The following is a 23,364-nucleotide window of genomic DNA, read 5'->3' as shown; positions in this document are numbered from 1 at the left end:
ACTATTTTTAAATGCTATTTAAGAAGCTTGTCCCATGTTTTGGCATTGAAACTTCAAAATTTTCAGCAATGGTTGCACCAATATCAGCAAAAGTTTCACGAATTGGTAACTCTTTTCCTTCTTGTATACCATTATGATAAACAAGTAGTGGAACAAACTCTCTAGTGTGGTCTGTACCATGGTGAGTTGGATCATTACCGTGATCAGCGGTTATAATTAATAAATCTTTATCCTGTAGTTTCTCTAGTACTTCTGGAAGTCGAACGTCATAAGCTTCCAAAGCTTCGGCATAACCATCAGGATCACGACGATGTCCGTACTTTGCATCGAAGTCAACTAAATTTAAAAAGCTGATTCCATTAAAGTCTTCTTCCATAGACTCGACTAATTTTGTCATTCCGTCATCATTATCTTTTGTACGTACTGCTAACGTAACCCCTTCCCCATCATAAATATCAGAGATTTTTCCTAAAGCAATAACATCGTATTGATTATCCTTTAGTTCATTCATAACGGTTCTTCCAAAAGGCTTTAAAGCATAGTCATGGCGATTTGAAGTTCGTTCAAAGGCATCTGGTTTACCAATAAACGGCCGAGCTATCACACGACCAACCATATACTTTTCATCTAATGTTAGCTTTCGTGCTATCTCACAAATACGATACTGTTCATCAATTGGAATGATTTCTTCATGTGCAGCGATCTGCAAAACAGAATCTGCCGAAGTATATACAATTAACGCACCTGTTTCCATATGTTCTTCGCCAAGTTCTTCAATAATTTTCGTACCAGACGCTGGTTTATTTCCAATTACTTTATGACCGGTTTGTTGCTCCAGTTCTTGAATAAGTTCAGCTGGAAATCCCTCTGGAAAAGTGCGAAACGGCTGTTCAATATGAAGCCCCATTATTTCCCAATGACCTGTCATCGTATCTTTTCCATTCGAAGCTTCTTTCATTTTTGTATAATGCGCTTTTGGAGAATCCGCTTTCTCAATTCCTTGAATTTCTCTAATATTACTTAAGCCTAAACTCCCCATATACGGCATATGAAGTCCATTCCGATGTGCTGCAATATGTCCTAAGGTGTCAGCCCCCTTATCATTAAACATTTCAGCGTCTGGCGCCTCTCCAATACCTACAGAATCCATTACTACAAGAAAAATACGTTTAAATTTTTGCAATGACATTCCCTCCTTCTATTAGTTATGTTCCCGAAAATAAGAGAAACTATGTTTACATTCCATGTTGTAGGATGTCAGACAACTAAGTAAAAATTAAGCTCTGGGATGATAACTTGTATAAACATCCTTTAGCCTAGTTTTTGTTACATGAGTATATATTTGTGTTGTGGAAATATCTACATGTCCCAGCATTTCTTGAACAAGTCGTAAATCTGCCCCATTCTCTAATAAATGTGTAGCAAAAGAGTGCCGTAATGTATGGGGCGTAATTGTTTTGTTTATACCGGCTTCCAACGCTCTTTTCTTTAAAACTTTCCAAAAACCTTGTCGTGACAATGGTTTACCATGTTGATTTACAAATAGAGTATCTGTCTTAGGATGACGTTTAATTAACTTCTTTCTTCCTTGTTGCAAATAGTTCTCCACTGCATGGATAGCTGTATTACCTAATGGAACAATACGCTCTTTCGACCCTTTGCCTACACACTGCACAAATCCCATGGTGAGATGTAAGTCAGAAACTCTTAAAGTAATCATTTCAGTTACACGTAATCCTGTTGCGTAGAGAAGTTCAAACATCGCTTTATTTCTTACCTGTAATGGGCTTGTCCCTGGAATGTTTAAAAGCGCATCCATTTCTTTGACAGATAAAACATCTGGTAGTTTGCGCTCTTTCTTTGGTGTTTCAATATGCAAACTTGCATCATGGGTCACAATTTGCTCACGAACTAAAAATTGATGAAACGCTCGCAGTGAAGAAATATGACGAGATATCGTAGCTGACGACTTATTATCGTCTTTCAAGCTGTATAAAAACTTGGTCATATCTGTTCGTGTAACTTCTTCCCAATTCTTTCTTCCTACAATTGTTTTTAAGTATTGAATATATTGGTTAATATCTCTTTGGTAGGATGTAAGTGTATTATCTGACAACCCTCGCTCAATTCGCAGATACTGAAAAAAATCTTTTGCACTATCATGTAACATAATTTTACTCCCCTAAACGGAAAAATAAATGAATGCGTTCAAAAAAACTATGCTCTTCTGAATATACTTTCACAGCAGGGCCTTCAGGTGGGGCGTAGCGATGAAAGTGCTCATATTCAGCATGCATAACACGTAAACCATAGTAAAATAATAAGGTGAACGCAACAAACAAAAAAAACACTTTTACAATATCCATTAGAATTGTTCTCATACATTTTGCTCCTCTAAAAATACCTTTATAAAAAAGATATGCAGAAATAGAGGTGCAATATACGTATTAAAGTAAAACTTCATATAACAATAGTTTCCTAACTTAACCATAGCAGTTTGTTCCGTCGTACTTGGTTTCTGTACTAACATTGAAACTCTTAACCTAATAAGGTACGACCGTCACTTGCAGGGTTAAAATAAAAAACTAGCAAAGAGTCTTATCTTTAATGTACAGCTTTTATCACCATTTGTAAATGATTTTCCATATGTAAGTTATTATTTTTTTAGTTCGTTTCCTATCGATTTAAGCGAATACAAATTTTCTAGGTCCCATTATCCAATGAAATAAACGATTTAATAAAGATACGTGCTTCTAGTATAATAGCATGAAACTTAACTAGAAGCACTTACTGTTACAGCTTGGCATTGCTTACAAACACCATGGAATGTGAGTCGGTGATCCTTTACTTGAAATCCCCATTCATTTTGAACTATTTTTTCAACCTCTTCAAGTAAATCTTCCTCAATTTCTTCAACTGCACCACATTCGGAACAAACGAGGTGGTGATGCGAATGTTTTGCACCTTCTTTTCGTAAATCGTAACGAGAAACACCATCACCAAAATTTATTTTATCAACAATTTTCAATTCCGATAATAATTCCAATGTACGATATACAGTTGCCAAACCTATTTCTGGGGCTTTTTCTTTTACTAATAAATAAACATCTTCCGCACTCAAATGGTCTTCTTCCCTTTCCAATAAAACACGGACAGTAGCCTCGCGCTGCGGTGTTAACTTATAACTTTGGGCATGGAGTTGTTTTTTAATCCGGTCAATTCGATGTTCCATTGGGCTATTACCTCCCTCATATCCCATCTTTATTATATGCGTGGATGAAAATTGTGTCAAAGCAAAATCATATCACATTGTATTTATAATAATTATAATATAATATGAATTATTAGTAAAATGACCGAACAACCCATTGCATTGCCTCATTTGCAATAAATGTTTCCAAAAGAGCAGCAACACTAGCAAAAAAAGCCAACAATGAAAATAATATGACGTATCTTCCAAAAGGTTGAAAAACTGGTTGTGATATTTTATTAGTAAATAATTTACTCAATAATGTTAAAGAAAAAATCATTGCCAAGCTACCTGCTATAATATATACAGGTATAATAAGAAAGTTCTGTGGGGCGATGGATAAAGTAGCGATCAACAAGCCATTCATTCCTAGCTGATTAACCATAAAACCAACAGAGAACCCGATTACCAAACCTTTAAGAAAAATTAGGATCCAAACTAATGGCAAACCGATAACAGATAGTCCCAACACAAATAAAAGCAATAAATACTTAATATGATAAAAAAAACTATTTTTGAAAATTTCATCGTAATTCGCTAGTTCATTATCTGTTATCTGTTTAAAAAATCGTTCTAAATAGAAGAATAAATCTTGTTTCTGAACAAAATTCATACTATTAACGAGGATTGCGCCAAATATAACACCGGTTAAAAATAGAATGACCATAAATAAATAGATTGTTGCATGTTCTTTAACGTGATTAATGAGAAGCATTTTATTTTTCTGCATTGGAATCCTCCATTCAAATACTGCTATATTAAAATCTATGAAGGTAACCAAGCAAAAATACCATGTTTCTATTAACTTTCTATCAAAAACTATACATTTACATATGCTTTTCCTATTTGTAATAACTTAATAAGAGATAGTTGATGTCGTGTTATATTACATAATAAATCCTATTCGCAGAGTGAAGGTTTATCAATTCTATTAGCAATTCACTTAATAAAACCATATTTACCTCCGCCTCCTTCTTGAACATGTAATTTCCCATTTCTCATATCAATAATTGCTTGTGCTATTTGTTCTGATACTACAAGAGCAAGTTTCTCCCTAGTAGTTTGATGTATAATATGCATCTCTGTTCCAAAGCTTTTCAAAAGTTTTTCATATGTTTTCTTCCCTATACCCGGCAAGTATTCCAATGGAACTTGATACGTATAGTCAGGTCGAGAGCTACAATGTTCATCCGCCTCCTTTAAAGCTGCAATTCGGTCTGCTACGCCTTTAATATGTTTTTTAGAATGGCAATTAGGGCAAACAGATTTTTCTACCGCTAAATAAGTTAAGCATTCACTGCATACCGTTCTATAGTATTTACCTAATTTCGGGTTCATTCCGTAATTATTCTGTATTTTCCTGCCATTTTTGTTCGCTAATACGAATTGAAACTCTTTAAATGAAGGATGTTTCATTTGCATATGCTGATACTCTCGTGCGATCTTCCCTAAAGAATGTGCATCAGAGTTAGTTAGATATGTGAAAGAATGCAGTTCCTCTATCTGATCGGCCATCTGCGTATCAGCACTTAGACCTAGCTCCATTCCATCAATTAAATCTGGAGATAGTATTTCTGATAAAGTTCGTAAAACACCCTTACCATACAAACTTTTAAAGGGAGTAAATATGTGCGCGGGAATAAACACACCTTGTAAGTCTTTTACTTTCCATTGTAATTCTTTAGCAGATCCATAAAAACGTTGCGAGCTTAAGGAAATATTTTTCATCCGATGGCTAAGCCATTCAGAAAATAACTCCATTTGGTGGATTTGGGGAAAATAGCAAAGAACATGAATCGGTCCTTGCCCCTTGGCATCATTCACCTCAATTTCTGATCCTAATAGAAGCGTCACCGAGTCAAATCGAATACCACCTTCTTGTAACTCTTTAGCATCCCCTTGAACTATCAACTGTTTTAACTCCCTTAACACAGCAGGCACTTGACAGTCTACCACACCTACCATATCAATTCCTTTATTTCTACTTGCTTCTTTTAAAATCGCCGGTAATGTCAGACGGTTAGAAGCCGTTATTTTCACAGGGTCATTGTACATGTCACGACCAATATGGATGTGTAAGTCAGCCGTATACGAGGATAGCATTTAGCTCAATCCTAATGCGTGTAAATAGAGAATAGCATAATTTGTTTTTGCATCGTGAATTCGTTCTGCTTCTACGTATTGTTTGGCTTCTTCTAATGATAATTCGACGATTTCAATAAACTCATCCTCATCTCCGTCAACGCTTTCGTCTAACGGCTCCAACTGATCCGTAATATATATATACATTAATTCGTTCGCAAACCCTGGCGAAGAATAAAATGAAGTTACAAATGATAATTCTTCCGTCGTATATCCTGTCTCTTCTTCTAATTCACGAATTGCTGTAGTCTCAGGATCTTCACCTGGCTCCAATTTGCCAGCAGGAATTTCCAAAATAGATTTTTCTAAAGGTTTTCGGAATTGTTCCACTAGTACAATTTTATTATCTTTCGTTATAGGAATGATTCCTACTGCTCCCGGGTGTTTAATAATCTCTCTTTTCGCCTCTTTACCATTTGGAAGTTTTACATCATCTACTTGTAAATGTACGATGTTTCCTGTAAATATTTGCTTGGAACGTATCGTTTTCTCTTCAAATTTGTTCATTGATATCACCCTTGTTATTGATTCGTTTTTCCTTATTTTATCATAAAATCACACGTATGGTTTGTTTTAACGGTTATGAGTAGATAAAATAGAGTTACTAGGCAAGGTTATAACGTCCAATATGAAGTTGGGAAGTTAATGGCTTACTACACATCATTTCTAACATAGTCGACAGCTACACTGCTGCTTCCATAATTTTATAAAACATACCTAATTATAAACTTTATAGTAAGTGGTAAAAAGGTAACAGCAAAGGAGAAGAAAGATGAATTTAAACCAACTTGGAAAATCATCCATTTACATTTCAGAATTAACATTAGGCTGCATGTCGTTAGGAACAGATTTACAAAAAGCCAAGTATATTATTGACTATGCGCTTGATAATGGTATCAATCATTTAGACACAGCTGATTTATATGATTTTGGTGAGAATGAAAAAGTTGTTGGAGAAGCGATCAAACAGAAGAGAAGCCAAGTAATTATTACTTCAAAAGTAGGCAATCATTTTGATAAAGTAAAACAAACTTGGTTTTGGGACCCTTCTAAGAAACATATCCTCAATGGTCTAAAAGCAAGCCTTCAACGCCTACAAACAGATTATATTGACTTTTATATGCTACATGGTGGCACCATTGAAGACCCAATTGACGAAACTATTGAAGCCTTTGAAGAGCTGAAACAGGAAGGACTCATTCGAGCTTATGGCATATCCTCGATACGACCTAATATTATTAAAGAATTTGTAAAAAAATCATCTATAGACGGTGTTATGATGCAATATAGTTTGTTCGACCGACGACCTGAAGAAGAAACACTTGACCTTTTACTACAAAATCAAATTAGTGTTTTAGCAAGAGGTCCTTTAGCAAAAGGGATTTTAACTGCACAGGGGATTCATCAGATTGATAAAAAAGGAAAAGATGGTTTTCTTGGATATTCAAAAGAAGAGCTTCACCAAACTTATAAACAACTTACTTCTATCGATAACTCAGCGAAAATAAATGAGCTTGCAATACAATATGTCTTGAAACATCCAGCTGTTGCTAGTGCGGTATTTGGCGCAAGTTCTATTGACCAAATAAAAGAATCGGTTACAAAAAATATTACCCATTCTTTACCCGAACATATCTATGAAAGATTAAAAGTAATAACCAAAGCTCTTGTTTACGAGGCACATCGTTAAAATTTTTAAGCTTTCCATAATACACTCTTAAAATTGCTAACTGTTATTATGTGAAAGAAACAGCAGCAGTTGCATTTTGAAAGAGCGGACATTTAGGTTAATTGTTCAGTGATTGCATAGTGCGTGCAAACTTGTGCACTTAATTATTAAGCACGGCTTTTTTTAGCGAATTCTTACTTAAACAGTCCCTTCTTTGGACACTCAACGATGAATATTTATTCTATGAAAGAAGTTAATTGTTTTCTAGAAATAAAAGGATTCAAAATCTCCTCAGGGCTGTTTAGACGAAATAAACCTTGATTGTAATCCAGAGTTAATTGTTCTGCAAAAAATATTTCTTGTTGTTCTTCAATATAAGTCGGTATTTGCATATTTAATACTTGCTTATAGTTTGATGGCAATTGTTTTGTTAAACAAATTGTTGGTATGCCGTTCACCCCACAGCCGCAACCTTCCGTATCATACCACAAAAATAAATACGGATAACATTCTAGCGGTAATCCTTGTAGCTCTTCCCAAGCTTTATTCGTAATTTTTAGTTCCATTGGAATTCCCTCTATTTTTTCATGAATTGGCTTTTAAATAGCTTTTCGCATATTGCTGGAAACAATTGATAGATTCGGCTGCCAATTTCCATCCAAAATGGCAAATTTATTTCTCTTTTTGGAATAAATAATTGTTGTACAATTTTTTTTGCAACATCATCTGGATCCAACATGTAACGCGCAACATTTTTCTCATACCTACCTGTTGGATCAGCTGTATGAAGAAAACTCGTTTTTACAGGCCCTAAATTTACTGCTGTCACATAAATATTACTACTCGCAGTCAACTCCAGGCGCAGTCCATTTGTAAAGCCAAGTACTGCATGTTTGGTTGCTGCATATACGCAAGCTTTTGGTGTGGCTATTTTCCCTGCTTGAGATGCGATATTAACGATATGTGCTAAGGATTGTTTTTGAAAATATGGCAAGAGCTGCTTGGTTATACCAATTAAAGAAGCTACATTTAATTGAATCATAGACTCGATATCACCTTCATTCATTGCACTCAATTCTGCAAACATTCCTATACCAGCATTATTAATGAGACCATGCACTGGATCGTGGTTTTCTATGATTTCATTTATCACCTTTTTTGTCTCCTGCTTATTTAACAAATCAACAATATAAATAGGACTATCAATATGGAATGAGTAAAGAATAGCCGCTTTTAAATGCTCCAATTTATCTGGTGAGCGAGCTAATATTATAGGGACACCTCTCTCCTTAGCAACATACCATGCCACTTTCTCTCCAATACCGCTTGATGCACCTGTAATAATTATTTTTTTATTCACTAATGAAGTTCGCTTCATAAACGATGATTCCGTCCTTTTTTCTTTTTATAATTCGCCTTAAAGATTCTAAATAATCTAATTGTCCGAATGTTTCAGACATAGTTAGGTCAATTTGTTTTTTATATTGGTGTGGGAATAACTTTTTACAAATTTCAAATGGCGTTAACATTACGCTTTGCTGTAAAAATTCATAAACTATATTTGCTCTCTCCTCCTGCTTTGTTAAACGTGAGAGAATCAACTGTTGTGGATTCTCTACGATCTTGCCGTGACCAGGTAACACTTTGTTCACGTTTATATCAACGCATTTTTGCAGATTCTTCCGATATTGTATCATCGGCTTTGGTCTATCTTCTATCGTTTTGCCTATTTTCGGTGGCTCTATTATTGGATTGGACGAGATATGTTCCAAAAGATGATCCCCGCCAATTAAAAGGTGATCACGGTCACGCAAAAAAGACAGATGGCTTTGCGCATGCCCTTTCGTTTCAATTACTTCCCATTCTGGATGTCCAGGTAATCGATCACCTTCTACTAGCGGTGTCGTAACTTCTCCTCTCCCTGCAAAATCCATGGTTGCCTCAAGCTTATCCAAAGCCTGATAAAATATTTTAGGGATGCCACTAGCCACGAAGTATTGTTCAAAAAAACGCCTATAATGTTCCAAATATTCCTGATCTCTTGTGAGCCAAGTGTTCACACTTGGCTCAGCGGCAATATATTGTGCATTTGGAAACTGTTCTGTTAAACCGATATGATCAGGATGATGATGGGTCAAAATAATCTGCTCTATATCTGATGGTCGATAACCTATTTGCTTTAATTGCGTTGTCAATGCTTCCCATGCCTGTCTCGTTTTCACACCAGCATCCACAATAGATAAAATATCTCCTTTTAAAACGTATACATGCACATCACCGACCGCAAAAGGAGTGGGCAATGTTAGCTGACTAATCGTATGTTCAATTACTTTCATATTTGATTCCTCCAACTGAATCATCATTCATTTTTATTTCAAATATAAAATGCCATAAGTTTTTCTCTTTAATAAATAGAAAGAAAAAACGGCACCTCCATTCTGAATCCATTCAAATGTGATTAGGTGAAACCACTGCAACACTAATAAACATAATGAGTTTACTTCATATATTGTACTTCCTTTCTACTATATTGTCGATTGTTTTATATTGTATCTAATGCACTGTTAGGCGACCGGTTCAATAGAAAAAGACAAACTTTAAATGCTCTTTAATGTAGGAAACTTGGATCATTCACATAAACACTTCTTCCCACATAAGCTATTGTTCCATATCATTCATTTTATTAGGATATGCTAAGCTTATCACTAAGCTTCTATGCGGAAAGCTGTAGTTCTATCATTTCTATAATGCTGAAATGAAATGTAACTAGTTGCATACGTTAAGTAACTATTAATGAACAATTCACATTTGACCCTATTACGTTAGAAACTTTATCATAGTATTACACCTATCATGTATTTTATGTTAAACATAAACGTATAAGGTAATGAGGAAGTAAAATAATGGTAGCATGTTACTAAAAACATTTGAATAATCCTTATTCAAATGTAAAAATGTTTTAATACATGCATTTCGAGGTGAATCAGAGTGAAACCAACCCTATATGCTCATCGAGGGGCAAGTTATTATGCTCCCGAAAATACGATGCCAGCCTTTGAATTAGCATTTCAAATGCAAGCGGATGGAATTGAAACAGATGTTCAATTAACAAAAGACCAAGTGCCAGTTCTTATTCATGACGAGAACGTAAAACGAACAACAAACAGCAGCGGTTATATTAAAGATTATACTTACCATGAACTATGTCAGCTAGACGCAGGGAGTTGGTTTTCGCCTAATTATGCCCATACTCCTATTCCAACTTTAGAAGACTTTTTAACATGGGCGAAGCATAAGCCTTTGTATTTAAATATTGAACTAAAAAATAATAAAGTGGCATACCATCATATAGAGGCAATCGTTTATGAGTATATTTCTGCTTATCAACTAACGAATAGAACAACCATATCGACTTTCAATACGAATAGCGTGGTTAAACTGTTAAATTATAGAAAAAACATTGAAATAGCGCTATTAACATCGCGGCGATATCGCTATCCTATACATGTTGCAAAGGAATTAGGTGCTAGTGCATTACACCTAAAATATAAGTTGATCACACCAAAAATCGTAGCCTCCGCTTATGAACAAAACGTAAAACTAAGACTTTATACTGTAAACCGCCCGGCCCACATTATTCGATCTATTCAATATGGTGTGGACGGAATGTTTACAGACGTACCTGATCAGGCATTCTACTATCGTGATTTGTTGTACAATCGTTAATCCTTTATAGTTGCAAACGACGCTTCAAAAGCTCGTGAATATAACAACGAGTGTATAATGGCTATACAATCCAGATGCCTTGAATACGCATACAAATTAATTTACTGTTAATTACAGAAGAGACAAGGTATTAACTTTCCACTCAGTTCTCATTCAAGTCCGATAGCTTTAAAAAATATCTTGATATTCTTTCCTACTGCATGATGAAGAAAAAAATGCTATTCTAGACAAAAGCTATTATAAATGCAGTATAATATCTATAGTGGGTCATTTAAGGAATATGGAGGAATAATAATGGAAGTAGTTTTTCTAGGTACTGGAGCTGGCGTTCCCTCCAAAGAAAGAAATGTTTCTGCTATCGCGTTATCATTACTACAAGAACAGAATAGTGTTTGGTTATTTGATTGTGGAGAAGCAACACAACACCAGATCTTGCAAACGAATATCAAGCCACGCAAAGTTAATAAGATATTTATTACGCATATGCATGGCGATCACATTTATGGTTTACCAGGTTTTTTAAGTAGCCGTTCTTTTCAAGGGGGAAACAATCCTGTAACTGTCTATGGCCCAAAAGGTTTAAAACAATATATTGAAACAAGTCTAACCTTGAGTGAGACACACTTGTCTTATCCGTTATCATTCGTGGAAGTAACGGATCAAATGATCATTGAAACAGAGCATTTTCAAATATATGTTCAGTCATTAGATCATGGTATACCATGCTTTGGTTATCGAGTTGTTGAAAGAGATAAGCCAGGTGAGTTACTTGTTCACAAACTAAAGAAAATGGGTATTGAACCTGGTCCTATCTATAAGGAAATTAAAAAAAATGAGTACGTAATAGTACCCGATATTGGAACTATTTATCGTAAGGATGTGGTTGGTGAACCAAAACGAGGAAGGATTATATCTGTAATCGGTGATACAAGGTTTTCTAAGCTTCACAGAAAGCTTGCTAATCATGCAGATTTACTTATTCATGAAGCGACATTTGGCAAAGACAAGCAAAACCTTGCCCACCGTTACTATCATTCCACAACGTTACAGGCTGCTCAATTAGCCAAGGAAAGCAATTGTAAACGTCTAATAATTACACATATTTCGTCAAGGTATCAACAAAAAGAAAACGAGCAACTTTTACAGGAAGCCCGAGAAATATTTCCTAATACAGAATTGGCTAATGATTTTTCAAAGTTTACCATTACATAAAGGAGTGCTTTCATTGATCGACATACCACAGCTTGTTGCTGATCAACGTACGTTTTTTTTAAATGGAAACACGATGGATTATAGCGTTCGTAAGCAACAATTACAAAAAGTAAAATCAATGTTAAAGGAAAATGAAGCAAGTATCTATCAAGCATTAAAAGCAGACTTAAATAAATCCAAACATGAAACATTAACAACTGAATTAGGCTTTTTATATATGGAGATTGATCATACTCTAAAACAATTACAAAATTGGATGGAACCAATTAAAGTAGCTGCACCAATTACGCATAAAGGTACAAAAAATTATATATTGAAGGAGCCATTCGGTGTTTGTTTAGTAATTTCACCTTGGAATTATCCATTACAACTAGCTCTGGCTCCTGCAATCGGTGCTTTAGCCGCAGGAAACTGTGTCATCATTAAGCCTTCGGAAGAAGCAAAAGCAACATCAGCATTATTAAGAAAAATGATTGATAATTATTTTGACCCTTCTTTCTTAACAGTTGTAGAAGGTGAAAAGGAGACTGCTCAAGAATTATTGCAACAACGCTTTGATTACATTTTTTTCACAGGAAGTACCGCTATCGGTAGAATTATAATGCAGAAAGCGAGTAAGCATCTAACACCTGTTACATTAGAACTTGGTGGTAAAAGCCCTGTCATTGTTGATAAAGACGCAAATATTAACCTAGCAGCTAAAAGAATTGCATGGGGGAAATTTACCAACGCAGGACAAACTTGTGTAGCTCCAGATTATTTGTATGTACATGAGAAAGTAAAATTTAAATTAATTAAATCCATGAAAAAATATATTCGCAGTTTCTATGGACGGACCCCATTAAATAATAAAGACTATATCCGAATAATTAATGAAAAACATTTTAATCGCCTATCTAAATTCCTTGCTAACGGTTCCATTTTACACGGCGGTGCGACGGATCCGCTAACATTAAAAATAGAACCAACCCTTCTAGATAAAATCACGTGGGAAGATTCTGTGATGCAAGAAGAGATTTTTGGCCCTATTTTGCCTATATTAACGTTTGAAGAAATTGAAGAGGCAGTGAGCGTCATACGTAAACAAGAAAAACCATTAGCTTTATATTATTTTGGAGAAAATGGGCACACACAGCAGCAAATCATGCAATACTTATCTTTTGGTGGTGGTAGTATTAATGATACCGTTCTGCATTTGGCGAATCCACATCTTCCTTTTGGTGGCGTTGGTGAGAGCGGAATGGGAGCTTATCACGGTAAGTTCAGTTTTGATACATTTTCTCATAAAAAAAGCATTATGAAACAATCCACCAAATTTGATGTACCGTTTCGTTATCCAGGCGGAAAAATATCCGATAGCATTTTGAAAAAAATCATGAAATAAGCGTATAAAATTAGATTTTCATTGTGCAAGTGAATAAACACTCCAACAATCCTCATGTTTATTTATGAGGGATTGATTTCATGTAGTGAACTTGTATTCAGGAGGGGTGCTTCTCCTCCCCTGAATGATCTTCAGTCTTATTTGTTTACATAATATTAATATCGTAAATTAATATTGGTTTACGAATAGTTTGCAATATCATGCAATTTAGGAACTTCATTACCATACCAAGAGTAAGTGATTTGATAGTTTGCTTTCTCCTTTATTAAATCCCATGTTGATTTGCTTTCTACTATTATATCAATGATTTGATTCTCTTCTATTTCAACCGAAATAAAATAGTTATTGTTTTTGACGTATTTGTCTACCACTTCCGCAGATGAATGTGAGCTAGTATGTATTAAATAATAAGAACCGATAAAGTAAATAAGCATAAGCCCGATAACGGAAAGTGTAAAATAGGTCAACACGCTCCACTTTTTATTCACTTTTCCTCTCCCCCTCTCGAATTCGAAATACAATAAGTTAATGAAACACTCTTTTCTTATATAGAATATTTTTATCGCAATTACCTTTCAAAAGAGGAGGGATGCCCTCCTTGAACATATATCTTTTTTAATATGGCTATCACTATTAATTTCTGTCGTTTTTATAATCGTCTAGAAAATCTTTTTGAAAGCTTGTTGTTGGTTGCTGTGCATCTATGGAGTCAATATCTTCTATATGAATAAACGGGTTTTTACCGTATTTACTGGTCAAATAATCAATTGCATCGTATAATTTCTCTTTTCCTGCCTCATTTTGATACGTAAATAAATCCAACTGTTTTGCAATTTGTTGCCCTTCTTCTAAGTCAGCTATCGTTATTCCTAGCAAACGAATAGGTTCCATATTCCAATGTTTTTGTAGCAGGTCATATACCTCTGTTAAAATATCTTTTGCACCATGTACATAATAACGTAGCTTTTTACTACGAGTAATCGTGCGCCGATCATGATAACGAATCGTTAACTGTACACTCTTTCCTACGGTTTTTTTTCGTTTCATTCTCTGTTCTACTTTATTCGCTAATTCTTTTAGTAAAGTATATATTTCTTCGTCATCCGTAGTGTCAGAAGGAAGTGTTTTAGAGTTACCGATACTTTTAAAATCATATATTGCATTTGGATCGACAGGACGCTTATCTACACCATTTGCCCTGTTTTGTAATCGCTCACCATTTATTCCAAGGAATTGTTTTAAATGATATACATCCTTTTTTGCTAAATCTCCAATAGTATAAATGCCTGCTTTATTTAACTTAGTAGCAGTTTTTTCGCCAACCCCATACATTTCTCCAACTGGCATCGGCCACAATTTAGTAGGTAATTCGCGCTTTCTTAGCACGGTTAAACCTAAAGGTTTTTTCATATCTGAAGCCATTTTAGCTAGAAATTTATTAGGCGCAATGCCAATACTACTTGGTAAATCAAGTTCCCTCAATATTCGTTGTTGTATTTCTTGAGCTAGATCAACAGCGTGAATATCCTTTGCAATTTCTGTAACATCCATAAAACCTTCATCAATAGATACAGGCTGTACGATTGTAGTATACTCAGAAAATATTTTAAATACCGCCTTAGAAGCTGCTCGATACCGTGAAAAATTAGGTCGCATTACAAGCAAATCAGGACATAATTTTTTTGCTTGCCATACGTTCATTGTTGTTTTAACTCCTTTGGCTCGAGCTTCATAACTACTCGTCACCACGATCCCTTTTCTTTCCTCAGGATTACCAGCAATAGCTAACGGCTTTCCTTTAAGGCTAGGATCATAAGCCATCTCCACGGAAGCATAAAAGCTATTCATATCGACATGGAAAATAATTCTTCTTTGTTTCTCGGTACCCTTATTCATTCTGATTACTCCCTTATGAAGTAAATACTATACTATTATCCCCTCCAAGTATAGTTCTTAGAGGGGAGTTCGCTTTAATTTTTAGCTGCTTCCTGAATAATTGCTATCACGAGTTCTGTAACTTTCACCAAGTCTTCTACTTTCATCCGTTCATTCGTCGTATGAATTTCTTCATATCCGACAGCTAAATTAACTGTTGGTATACCATACCCTGAAATGACATTGGCATCGCTACCTCCACCACTTTGAAGTAATTGACTTTCGATTCCAAGCGTTTGAGCAGCTTTTCTAGCTACTTCTACCACTTTATCTCCAGCTTTTTGCTTAAAACCAGGGTACATCACTTTAACAATAACTTCTGCTTCTCCACCAAGTTCTTTTGCCGTTTGTTCAAAAGCTTCTTTCATTTTCTGAACTTGCGCTTCCATCTTTTCTGGAACGAGAGATCTAGCCTCTGCTAAAATTTCTACATGGTCTACTACAATATTTGTTTGCTTTCCGCCTTCAAAACGACCTATGTTTGCAGTTGTTTCCTCATCAATTCTTCCTAATGGCATTTTAGCAATTGCTTTTGCCGCTAACGTAATTGCAGATATCCCTTTTTCTGGTGCTACACCCGCATGAGCTGTTTTACCTTTTATAGTTGCATGGAGCTTCGCTTGCGTTGGTGCAGCCACTATAATATCTCCCACATTACCGTTACTGTCTAATGCATATCCATAATTTGCTTGTAATAAAGAGGTATTTAAAGCTTTTGCTCCTACTAATCCAGATTCTTCGCCAACTGTTATTATAAATTGAATGTCACCATGACTTATTTTTTGTTCATTAAAGACGCGAACTGTTTCAAGAATCGCAGCCAAACCAACTTTATCATCAGCACCTAAAATAGTTGTGCCATCTGAAGTAATCCATCCTTCTTTGATGACTGGTTTAATCTTTTCACCAGGTACAACTGTATCCATATGAGAAGTAAAGTAAATGGTCTCAGCGTTAGCAATATCCCCTTTCCAATTACAGATTAGGTTTCCTGCACCATGACCTGTCGTAGATTTGCTATCATCTTCCATGACTTCAATACCTAGTGCTTCAAATTTACTTTTTAAAACAGATGCAATTTTTCCTTCGTTGCCTGTTTCTGAATCAGTTTGTACAAGTTCTAAAAATTCTTCAACTAAACGCTTCTCATTCACCATTTTAATCATCCTTTTTATTTGTCTCTTCATAGTGGGATATTTCCATGTTTTTAACTGGAAATGATTCTTGCTTATGTTTAGTATCTCCAAAGCTTGAATAATTTTACTTTGGGTTTCTCTTGGGTCAATCACATCATCTACTAAACCTACTTCTGCCGCTTCATAAGGTGTCGCAAATCTTTTTTTGTATGTAGAGATTTTTTCGTTCATAAGTGACAATGGGTCTTTACTTTGTGCAAGTTCCTTAGCATATAAGATAGACACCGCACCTTCTGCACCCATCACTGCTATTTCAGCATTTGGCTATGCATAGACCATATCTGCACCAAAAGATTTACTATTTAAAGCAACATATGTGCCCCATAAGTTTTCCGTATACTAACAGTGATTTTGGGTACTGTTGCTTCGGCATAATTATGATAATTTTGCCCCATGTCTAATACTACCATCATGCTCTTGTTTTACTCCAGGAAAAAAACAGTTTCATCTACAAATGTCACAAGCGAAATTTGGAATGCATCATAAAAACGAATAAACCGAGCAGCTTTATTGCTGGTATCTAAATCCAGACTTCTAGCTACATATTTAGGTTGATTGGCAACGAGGCCAACCTTTATTCCTGCAATAGTCGTAAAACTAACTACGATGTTTCTAAAAAAATATGCATGTACTTCCAAAAAACTAGTTTCATCTACAATTGTTTCATACCGTAAGGCGTTTTGATGTGACCAGAGCCTAATTTTATTAAATCACTTTCTTTACCTAATTCATAGTAATACGGTGTCTTAGGATCGTCATCATCTGTAGGAAGATAAAAAAAGAGTTGGCGTACTATATTCAATGCTTCTTTTTTGGTTTTAGCAAGGAAGTTTGCACTCCTACTTTTGGAATTGTAAATATATGCTCCACCAAGTTGTTATTGAGTAACCTTTTCTCCCGTAACTTGCTCCATAATTTTCGGTCCTGTAATAAACAATGTGATGTACCTTGCACCATAATAACAAAATCTGTTATTGCTGGTGAATAGACAGTTCTACCTGCGCTTGGGCCTAAGATGACGGAATTTTGTGGAATAACACCTGAATATCGAACATTTCTACAAAAAACTTGACCATAACCATTTAAAGCAGCTACACCTTCTTGAATGTACGCTCCCCCTGATTCAATTAAACCAAGGATTGGATCATTTTGACCAGCTAATTCTAACAGGGCAGCAATTTTTTACCATGCATCTCCCCAAGTGTTCCATCCATTACAGTAAAATGTTGTGCATAAATGTAAACAGGCTCTCTATTTATTTTACCATAACCTGTTACTACTCCGTCACCATATACACTTTCTTAGTCTGCATGGACGTCGCACATTGTTTTTTGAACAGATATAATTCAACAAATAAGCAATATGTTCACGGGCTGCTAGTTTTCCTTTTTCATGTTGTTTGTTTCCCACCCCTAATTTCATCTGGCGTCGTTTTTCAACAACTCGTTCAACTTATCATACATATCCTTTTGTGGTTGTCCTCCTTTCACAAAGTTCAAACAAAACGCCGTTTGCTGCTTTAGGGTGTATAAATGCGACGTAGTTATCCCACGCTCCCTTCCTTGGGTAATCATCCACTAAAGGAATGTGGTGCTGTTTGCATTTTTGTATACGATTAGATAGTTGGTTAACACCCAATGCCACATGATGAACGCCTTCACCATATCTCTCAATAAACTGAAAAATAGTAGACTTTTGACTCAATGGTTCCATCAATTCTAAGTAGCTTTCTCCAATAGGTAAAAAGGCAATGGAAACGAGCTCCCTTTCTAATAATTCACGCCTTGTAACTTGTAATCCTAATATTTGTGTATAAAAAGGTAATACATTGTTAATTGAACGTACAGCAATGCCAATATGCGCAATTTGTTTTGGCTTAGATAAATATTCAGACATGATCTTCCTCCTCTAATTTTTCGTTTCTATCATGCATATTTATCATTTTCCTTATACAGACCACGTTTTTAATTCCACTATTGAAAAATACAAATTTTAGGGTTACCGTACTTTTGACTATTTCCTAAAATACTCAAAAAGATTTACTTTATAATACATGCTTAGGAAAAACAAATGATTAACAGAAAGCAGGGATAATATTTTCAGTATGACACATTGTAGAAAATTATTTTACAATACTTGTCCAAACATCTATTTCAAGGTAAAATAAAGTAAATAAACATGAAAATTATAATATGGACACCTATTATAGTAAATAAGTTTGTTTCCATTGTTGAATGGATTTATTTAAATCCACTGTATTTTAGAAATATTGAAAATTTTGTAGTGGAAATCTTACGGAACCTTATGTTCAGTATAAATAGAATTTCAAATTGTAAGGAGGATCACAAATGTCCCGACAATCTAAGCGTCAACGCAGAACAAAAATTGTTGTCTATATTATGATTATAGCGATGCTTCTCTCCACTATAACAACAGGACTTATGATGTTTATATAAGATTCTATTAATTAATATACAAAGACCCCCTCTGTAAAGGAGGTCTTTGTTATTTTTCATTATATTTCTTCCTTTCTTAGCTAAAAATAGAGACTAAATCTAATAAGGAGTTGCACATAAGACATTCAAAGTATCGTTTACCATGAAGTGTGAACATTCGTTAATGCTTTCTGTAAGATATTAAAATCAAAAATTGTAAACGATATTATAACACTTGCTGCTATTAAACCTTAAGTTTCCAATTGCTTCTTTTTTTTAACAACATCACTTTCTTTATATTTCATCTTCACAATCAAATAATCTTCAATATCATGCAACAAACGGAAGAGGTTTGCCCTTGTCTCAAATTCCTCTTTGGAACAAGGAAGTTCTTCCTCATCAAACTCTTTGCGTAGATTTTCTAATCGTTCTAGATAGATAATTGCTGTGTTTCCAGGATGGACAGCCTTTGACAAATCCTCAAAAAAATCAGCTATTTTTTCCGAAATAGTGTCCTTTTTTGGTAGCCTTGTAACTAATGGTAGCATCCTTTGTAATAATTCAAATTGACGTGTGCGCATTTTGAAATAGTCTCGATAAATATGTTTGCTTCGTAATAGATGATTTTCCTTATCCCGTTCGACTAAATCGTTTGTCTCGTCCAGAATTTCTCCGATTCTCTTAATTTCTTTTCCATCCCAATCAATATTTTTATTCCGTACATAGAGAGCAATTTCATATAAAACAAATTGAAAATTTTCCTCTAAGTCTTGTTGTTTCTCCTTTAATTTCCGGTCTAAACTTGGCATATATAGATTCATTACGAGCCCAGTTCCAATGCCTATAACAATTAATAGAAATTGATCCACTAAAAAGTTTATATCTAAATAATTTGCTCCATATAAATTTAAGATGATAACGGAGCTGGTAGCTATACCTTGCGTAATATTAAAAATTACAGTTATTGGAATAAAAATCAAAAACAATAGTCCAAGAACTAATGGGTGATAACCAATATAATAAAAGAAAATGATGGAAAAAACAGATGCGATAATACAAGCCAAGAATCTGTTCCATGCACTTAAGAAGGATTGTTTTCTTGATGGCTGAATACATAAAATGGTTAAAATACCAGCGGAAACAAAGTTTGTTACACCTAACAATTGCGCAACCCATATAGCAATTGGAGTTCCGATAGCTGTTTTAATTGTTCGATACCCAATCTTCAAACGTCATTCTCCTTTAAAATTAATTCCTTTCTAAGTAAGAGTTTTACTTCATTGAGGAAAGAACAAGAACGAAACTATTTTGAAGGATACGAAAAAATGGGCTGACCTATTATATAGCGACAGCCCTTTTTCTCATAATTTCGTTTAAACTTCTTCACAATGTTGTTCAAAAATTTGTTGCAAGTTGCCAATTACATCAATAGCATTATGACCTTCAATATCATGACGCTCCAACATCGTTACTATTTTCCCATCCTTCAGGAACGCAAAGGAAGGAGAAGATGGTGAATATCCTTCAAAATATGTTCTTGCCCTTTCCGTAGCTTCTTTATCCTGACCTGCAAATACGGTTACTAAATGGTCAGGTCGTTTATCATAATGAACTGCATTTGCAGCCGCAGGTCTAGCAATACCTCCTGCACAACCGCATACGGAATTAACCATAACGAGGGTTGTTCCTTTTCGAGACAACGCCTCATCAACAGCCTCTGGTGTTGTGAGCTCTTCATACCCTGCTTCTCTTATATCTTCTCTTGCAGCATTTACAACATCATTCATAAATATATTAAAATCCATTACCAATCAAACCCCTTATTATAATGATACTTAACCTTGTTGTTAGAATAACAGCATTAAAGGAATATTTCAATAAAACACATTTGAACGTATGCTATACCAAGATATAGTTATAATTGCCATCCTGTTACATACAGTTAAATATTGCTTTATCCCGCATATAACAAGACCCCTACTTCAGTAAGAGGAGAGCAAGATAACAGCACCTAATTCCCTTTTTCGTAAGAGGTCTTGGGCCTACCTATGGATGATTAACCTTTTTTGAGGGACCAAAGCCCCATTGATTGAAGAAAAATTATACGAAATGCCTTTATAGGCTTTAAGTTTTGCGCTAATAGACATTCATAGTATGTTCGTTCATTTGTTCTAATATAGCTTTTACTCGAGCTAAAAATTGACCGCAAATCAATCCATCTAATATCCTATGATCCAGAGATAAAGATAAATTCACCATGTTTCTAGCAGCAAACATATCATTAACAATTACTGGACGTTTTACTATGGACTCCACTTGTAAAATAGCTGCTTGTGGATGGTTAATTACACCCATAGAATGAATGGAACCAAATGACCCCGTATTATTAACAGTAAAAGTCCCACCTTTCATATCATCAGCAGTTAGTTTTCCCGTTCGCGCCTTAACAGCTAATTCGTGAATTTGTTTTGCAATGCCTTTAATGCTTTTATCATCAGCATGATGGATCACTGGAACAAACAATTCTTGCTCTTTTGCTACAGCGATCGAAATATTAACATCCTTACGTTGAATAATCTTATCTTCCGCCCACGTACTATTTAATTGCGGGAATTCTTTTAAAGCTTGAGCTACAGCTTTGACAAAAAAGGCGAAAAAAGTTAGTCCGTAACCTTCTCTTGTTTTAAACGTGTCTTTAACCTTGTTTCTGTAAGTTACTAAATCCGTCACATCTACTTCCACCGTCATCCAAGCATGCGGTATTTCTTGTGTAGAACGTACCATATTTTGTGCAATTACTTTGCGTACTCCAGTAACAGGAATTTCTACATCGCCAGGATAAGTTCCAGATACCGATTTATTCAATGGTTTAACTTCCTTTGGTGACACTTGTTCTTCCGTTTGAAATGCAACTTTACTTGGTTCAGGAATTTTACCAGACGCAATAATCTTCTCCACATCTTTTCTAGTGATTCTTCCTGCTTTCCCTGAACCTGTCACTTGTTCCAAATCAATATCGTGTTCTTGAGCTAAACGTAGCACAGCAGGAGAATAGCGTTTTTTCATAGATTGATCTGAACTAGCTTCCGTTTCTTTATGTTCAACAGCTTCAGTAGGTGAACTACTACGCTGTTCCTGTTTTGATCCTGGTTCATCACCAGTGTCGATATAACACATTAGTTCTCCAACTTCAATTGTGTCGCCTTCTTGAGCAACTATTTCTTTAATCTTTCCACTATAAGAAGATGGGACTTCAGCATTTACTTTATCTGTTAGAACCTCAGCAATCGGATCATATTTGTTTACTTCATCCCCAGCCTGTACGAGCCAAGAACTGATGGTGCCTTCCGTTACACTCTCACCTAACTGGGGCATATTAATTTTTTCTATTGCCATTATTTATCCTCCTATCAGCTATTTAAAATTCCGCTAATTCACGCATGGCTTTTTCTACTTTATCAGGATTTATCATAAAGAACTTTTCCATCGTCGGTGCATATGGCATGGATGGAACGTCAGGACCTGCTAGCCGTTGTACAGGAGCATCTAAATCAAATAAACAATTTTCAGCAATGATCGCTGCAACTTCACCAATAATACTGCCTTCTTTATTGTCTTCTGTAATTAATAGCACTTTACCAGTTTTCTTTGCAGCTTCAATAATAGCCGCTTGATCCAAAGGATATACGGTTCGTAAATCTAACACATGTGCACTAATTCCATCTTCTGCTATTTTTTCTGCTGCTTGTAAAGCAAAATGGACACAAAGACCGTATGTAATGACGGTAATGTCAGACCCCTCCCTCTTAATATCTGCTTTTCCAATAGGAAGTACATAATCGTCTTCTGGTACCTCCTCTTTTAATAAGCGGTATGCGCGTTTATGTTCAAAAAAGAGCACTGGATCATTATCGCGTATTGCTGACTTAAGTAATCCCTTCACATCATAAGGTGTGGATGGCATAACAATTTTCAAGCCTGGTTGATTAGCAAATACAGCCTCTACGGATTGGGAGTGATATAAAGCGCCATGGACTCCACCACCATACGGAGCGCGAATCGTTATTGGCGCATGCCAATCATTATTAGAGCGATAGCGTATTTTAGCTGCTTCAGAAATAATTTGATTTACTGCTGGCATAATGAAGTCTGCAAACTGCATTTCTGCTACAGGGCGTATGCCATACATCGCTGCTCCTATGCCAACTCCGGCAATAGCTGATTCTGCAAGTGGCGTATCCAAAACTCGAGCTTCTCCAAATGTTTCATACAGTCCATCCGTGGCACGAAAAACTCCGCCTTTTTTTCCAACATCTTCTCCTAAGACAAACACGTTTTCATCTCGTTGCATTTCTTCTCGTAAAGCAGTGGTTATTGCTTGAATATAGGACATTACTGGCATTGTATTTCCCCCT

General features: G+C 35.4%; 27 protein-coding genes and 1 pseudogene. 5 read left to right on the top strand and 23 right to left on the bottom strand.

Features of this window, described 5'->3' with window-relative positions; translation table 11 throughout:
• Positions 1 to 7 precede the first annotated feature (7 nt).
• The 7 genes from deoB to B2C77_RS10810 all read right to left on the bottom strand — a co-directional run bounded on the left by deoB (position 8) and on the right by B2C77_RS10810 (position 5,899).
• Positions 8 to 1,183, bottom strand: coding sequence for a phosphopentomutase (gene deoB / locus B2C77_RS10840; RefSeq protein ID WP_101933897.1), 1,176 nt, complete (start codon positions 1,181 to 1,183; stop codon positions 8 to 10).
• Between the two features lie 93 nt (positions 1,184 to 1,276).
• Positions 1,277 to 2,170 carry a site-specific tyrosine recombinase XerD gene (gene xerD / locus B2C77_RS10835; RefSeq protein WP_077703618.1) on the bottom strand — a complete coding sequence of 298 codons (894 nt, stop codon included), beginning with the start codon at positions 2,168 to 2,170 and terminating at the stop codon, positions 1,277 to 1,279.
• A 4-nt stretch (positions 2,171 to 2,174) separates the two neighbouring features.
• Positions 2,175 to 2,381: a DUF4227 family protein gene (locus B2C77_RS10830; protein WP_077703617.1), complete on the bottom strand. Its 207-nt coding sequence runs from the start codon at positions 2,379 to 2,381 to the stop codon at positions 2,175 to 2,177.
• A gap of 392 nt (positions 2,382 to 2,773) precedes the next feature.
• Positions 2,774 to 3,232, bottom strand: coding sequence for a ferric iron uptake transcriptional regulator (fur, locus tag B2C77_RS10825; protein ID WP_073004277.1), 459 nt, complete (start codon positions 3,230 to 3,232; stop codon positions 2,774 to 2,776).
• A gap of 112 nt (positions 3,233 to 3,344) precedes the next feature.
• A complete protein-coding gene (gene spoIIM, locus B2C77_RS10820; protein WP_077703616.1) occupies positions 3,345 to 3,980 on the bottom strand; it encodes a stage II sporulation protein M in 636 nt (211 codons plus the stop codon).
• 209 nt (positions 3,981 to 4,189) lie between these two features.
• Positions 4,190 to 5,353 (bottom strand): endonuclease Q family protein, encoded by a 1,164-nt coding sequence (locus B2C77_RS10815; protein WP_077703615.1) that lies wholly within the window; start codon positions 5,351 to 5,353, stop codon positions 4,190 to 4,192.
• Complete coding sequence (locus B2C77_RS10810; protein ID WP_077703614.1) at positions 5,354 to 5,899, bottom strand: NUDIX hydrolase; 546 nt, start codon at positions 5,897 to 5,899, stop codon at positions 5,354 to 5,356.
• A 265-nt stretch (positions 5,900 to 6,164) separates the two neighbouring features.
• Between B2C77_RS10810 and B2C77_RS10805 the strand changes: the two genes are divergently transcribed.
• Entirely contained in the window at positions 6,165 to 7,082 is a 918-nt protein-coding gene (locus B2C77_RS10805; RefSeq protein WP_077703613.1) for an aldo/keto reductase, read from the top strand.
• Positions 7,083 to 7,297: 215 nt separating this feature from the next.
• Here B2C77_RS10805 and B2C77_RS10800 read toward each other — a convergent pair whose 3' ends face one another.
• The 3 genes from B2C77_RS10800 to B2C77_RS10790 are packed head-to-tail and all read right to left on the bottom strand — an operon-like array spanning position 7,298 to position 9,397.
• Positions 7,298 to 7,627 carry an iron-sulfur cluster biosynthesis family protein gene (locus tag B2C77_RS10800; RefSeq protein WP_077703612.1) on the bottom strand — a complete coding sequence of 110 codons (330 nt, stop codon included), beginning with the start codon at positions 7,625 to 7,627 and terminating at the stop codon, positions 7,298 to 7,300.
• An 11-nt stretch (positions 7,628 to 7,638) separates the two neighbouring features.
• Positions 7,639 to 8,421 (bottom strand): SDR family NAD(P)-dependent oxidoreductase, encoded by a 783-nt coding sequence (locus tag B2C77_RS10795; protein WP_331805253.1) that lies wholly within the window; start codon positions 8,419 to 8,421, stop codon positions 7,639 to 7,641.
• Positions 8,414 to 9,397 carry an MBL fold metallo-hydrolase gene (locus B2C77_RS10790; protein ID WP_077703610.1) on the bottom strand — a complete coding sequence of 328 codons (984 nt, stop codon included), beginning with the start codon at positions 9,395 to 9,397 and terminating at the stop codon, positions 8,414 to 8,416. Before B2C77_RS10790 ends, B2C77_RS10795 begins: the two co-directional genes overlap by 8 nt.
• A gap of 652 nt (positions 9,398 to 10,049) precedes the next feature.
• On the opposite strand from B2C77_RS10790, the gene B2C77_RS10785 reads away from it, so the two are divergent.
• The 3 genes from B2C77_RS10785 to B2C77_RS10775 all read left to right on the top strand — a co-directional run bounded on the left by B2C77_RS10785 (position 10,050) and on the right by B2C77_RS10775 (position 13,383).
• Positions 10,050 to 10,787, top strand: coding sequence for a glycerophosphodiester phosphodiesterase (locus B2C77_RS10785; RefSeq protein ID WP_077703609.1), 738 nt, complete (start codon positions 10,050 to 10,052; stop codon positions 10,785 to 10,787).
• 294 nt (positions 10,788 to 11,081) lie between these two features.
• Entirely contained in the window at positions 11,082 to 11,999 is a 918-nt protein-coding gene (gene rnz / locus B2C77_RS10780; protein ID WP_077703608.1) for a ribonuclease Z, read from the top strand.
• Between the two features lie 73 nt (positions 12,000 to 12,072).
• A complete protein-coding gene (locus B2C77_RS10775; protein WP_414930275.1) occupies positions 12,073 to 13,383 on the top strand; it encodes an aldehyde dehydrogenase in 1,311 nt (436 codons plus the stop codon).
• Positions 13,384 to 13,562: 179 nt separating this feature from the next.
• On the opposite strand, the gene B2C77_RS10770 is transcribed toward B2C77_RS10775, so the two are convergent.
• From B2C77_RS10770 to mce, 9 genes and pseudogenes are all read right to left on the bottom strand, one after another.
• On the bottom strand, positions 13,563 to 13,871 hold the full coding sequence (locus tag B2C77_RS10770; protein WP_077703606.1) for a hypothetical protein: 309 nt from the start codon (positions 13,869 to 13,871) through the stop codon (positions 13,563 to 13,565).
• 145 nt (positions 13,872 to 14,016) lie between these two features.
• Positions 14,017 to 15,279 carry a DNA polymerase IV gene (locus tag B2C77_RS10765; protein ID WP_077703605.1) on the bottom strand — a complete coding sequence of 421 codons (1,263 nt, stop codon included), beginning with the start codon at positions 15,277 to 15,279 and terminating at the stop codon, positions 14,017 to 14,019.
• 74 nt (positions 15,280 to 15,353) lie between these two features.
• Positions 15,354 to 16,475 (bottom strand): M20/M25/M40 family metallo-hydrolase, encoded by a 1,122-nt coding sequence (locus B2C77_RS10760; RefSeq protein ID WP_077703604.1) that lies wholly within the window; start codon positions 16,473 to 16,475, stop codon positions 15,354 to 15,356.
• Positions 16,476 to 16,598: 123 nt separating this feature from the next.
• A pseudogene (locus B2C77_RS22100) lies at positions 16,599 to 16,757 on the bottom strand (carboxyl transferase domain-containing protein); the annotation flags it as partial.
• Positions 16,758 to 16,936: 179 nt separating this feature from the next.
• Positions 16,937 to 17,152 carry a carboxyl transferase domain-containing protein gene (locus B2C77_RS22095; RefSeq protein ID WP_254843968.1) on the bottom strand — a complete coding sequence of 72 codons (216 nt, stop codon included), beginning with the start codon at positions 17,150 to 17,152 and terminating at the stop codon, positions 16,937 to 16,939.
• Between the two features lie 14 nt (positions 17,153 to 17,166).
• A complete protein-coding gene (locus tag B2C77_RS22090; protein WP_254843967.1) occupies positions 17,167 to 17,316 on the bottom strand; it encodes a hypothetical protein in 150 nt (49 codons plus the stop codon).
• Positions 17,313 to 17,621: a carboxyl transferase domain-containing protein gene (locus B2C77_RS22085; RefSeq protein WP_254844039.1), complete on the bottom strand. Its 309-nt coding sequence runs from the start codon at positions 17,619 to 17,621 to the stop codon at positions 17,313 to 17,315. Before B2C77_RS22085 ends, B2C77_RS22090 begins: the two co-directional genes overlap by 4 nt.
• Before the next feature lie 56 nt (positions 17,622 to 17,677).
• Positions 17,678 to 17,752, bottom strand: coding sequence for a hypothetical protein (locus tag B2C77_RS22080; protein ID WP_254844038.1), 75 nt, complete (start codon positions 17,750 to 17,752; stop codon positions 17,678 to 17,680).
• A gap of 217 nt (positions 17,753 to 17,969) precedes the next feature.
• The gene (mce, locus tag B2C77_RS10750; RefSeq protein ID WP_077703603.1) at positions 17,970 to 18,410 is read right to left on the bottom strand and encodes a methylmalonyl-CoA epimerase; all 441 of its coding nucleotides are present in this window, start codon (positions 18,408 to 18,410) and stop codon (positions 17,970 to 17,972) included.
• 452 nt (positions 18,411 to 18,862) lie between these two features.
• On the opposite strand from mce, the gene prli42 reads away from it, so the two are divergent.
• Positions 18,863 to 18,970 carry a stressosome-associated protein Prli42 gene (prli42, locus tag B2C77_RS21425; RefSeq protein WP_116277013.1) on the top strand — a complete coding sequence of 36 codons (108 nt, stop codon included), beginning with the start codon at positions 18,863 to 18,865 and terminating at the stop codon, positions 18,968 to 18,970.
• Between the two features lie 230 nt (positions 18,971 to 19,200).
• Here prli42 and B2C77_RS10745 read toward each other — a convergent pair whose 3' ends face one another.
• The 4 genes from B2C77_RS10745 to B2C77_RS10730 all read right to left on the bottom strand — a co-directional run bounded on the left by B2C77_RS10745 (position 19,201) and on the right by B2C77_RS10730 (position 23,351).
• Positions 19,201 to 20,178, bottom strand: coding sequence for an aromatic acid exporter family protein (locus B2C77_RS10745; RefSeq protein WP_077703602.1), 978 nt, complete (start codon positions 20,176 to 20,178; stop codon positions 19,201 to 19,203).
• A 144-nt stretch (positions 20,179 to 20,322) separates the two neighbouring features.
• Entirely contained in the window at positions 20,323 to 20,754 is a 432-nt protein-coding gene (locus B2C77_RS10740) for a BrxA/BrxB family bacilliredoxin (RefSeq protein ID WP_077703601.1), read from the bottom strand.
• Positions 20,755 to 21,085: 331 nt separating this feature from the next.
• Positions 21,086 to 22,345 (bottom strand): dihydrolipoamide acetyltransferase family protein, encoded by a 1,260-nt coding sequence (locus tag B2C77_RS10735; protein ID WP_077703600.1) that lies wholly within the window; start codon positions 22,343 to 22,345, stop codon positions 21,086 to 21,088.
• Between the two features lie 22 nt (positions 22,346 to 22,367).
• Complete coding sequence (locus tag B2C77_RS10730; RefSeq protein WP_077703599.1) at positions 22,368 to 23,351, bottom strand: alpha-ketoacid dehydrogenase subunit beta; 984 nt, start codon at positions 23,349 to 23,351, stop codon at positions 22,368 to 22,370.
• Between the last annotated feature and the right edge of the window lie 13 nt (positions 23,352 to 23,364).

Origin of the sequence: Virgibacillus dokdonensis, from assembly GCF_900166595.1 — a bacterium.
GTDB classification, from domain to species: domain Bacteria; phylum Bacillota; class Bacilli; order Bacillales; family Amphibacillaceae; genus Virgibacillus; species Virgibacillus dokdonensis.
This window is presented reverse-complemented; position numbering and strand designations above follow the sequence as displayed.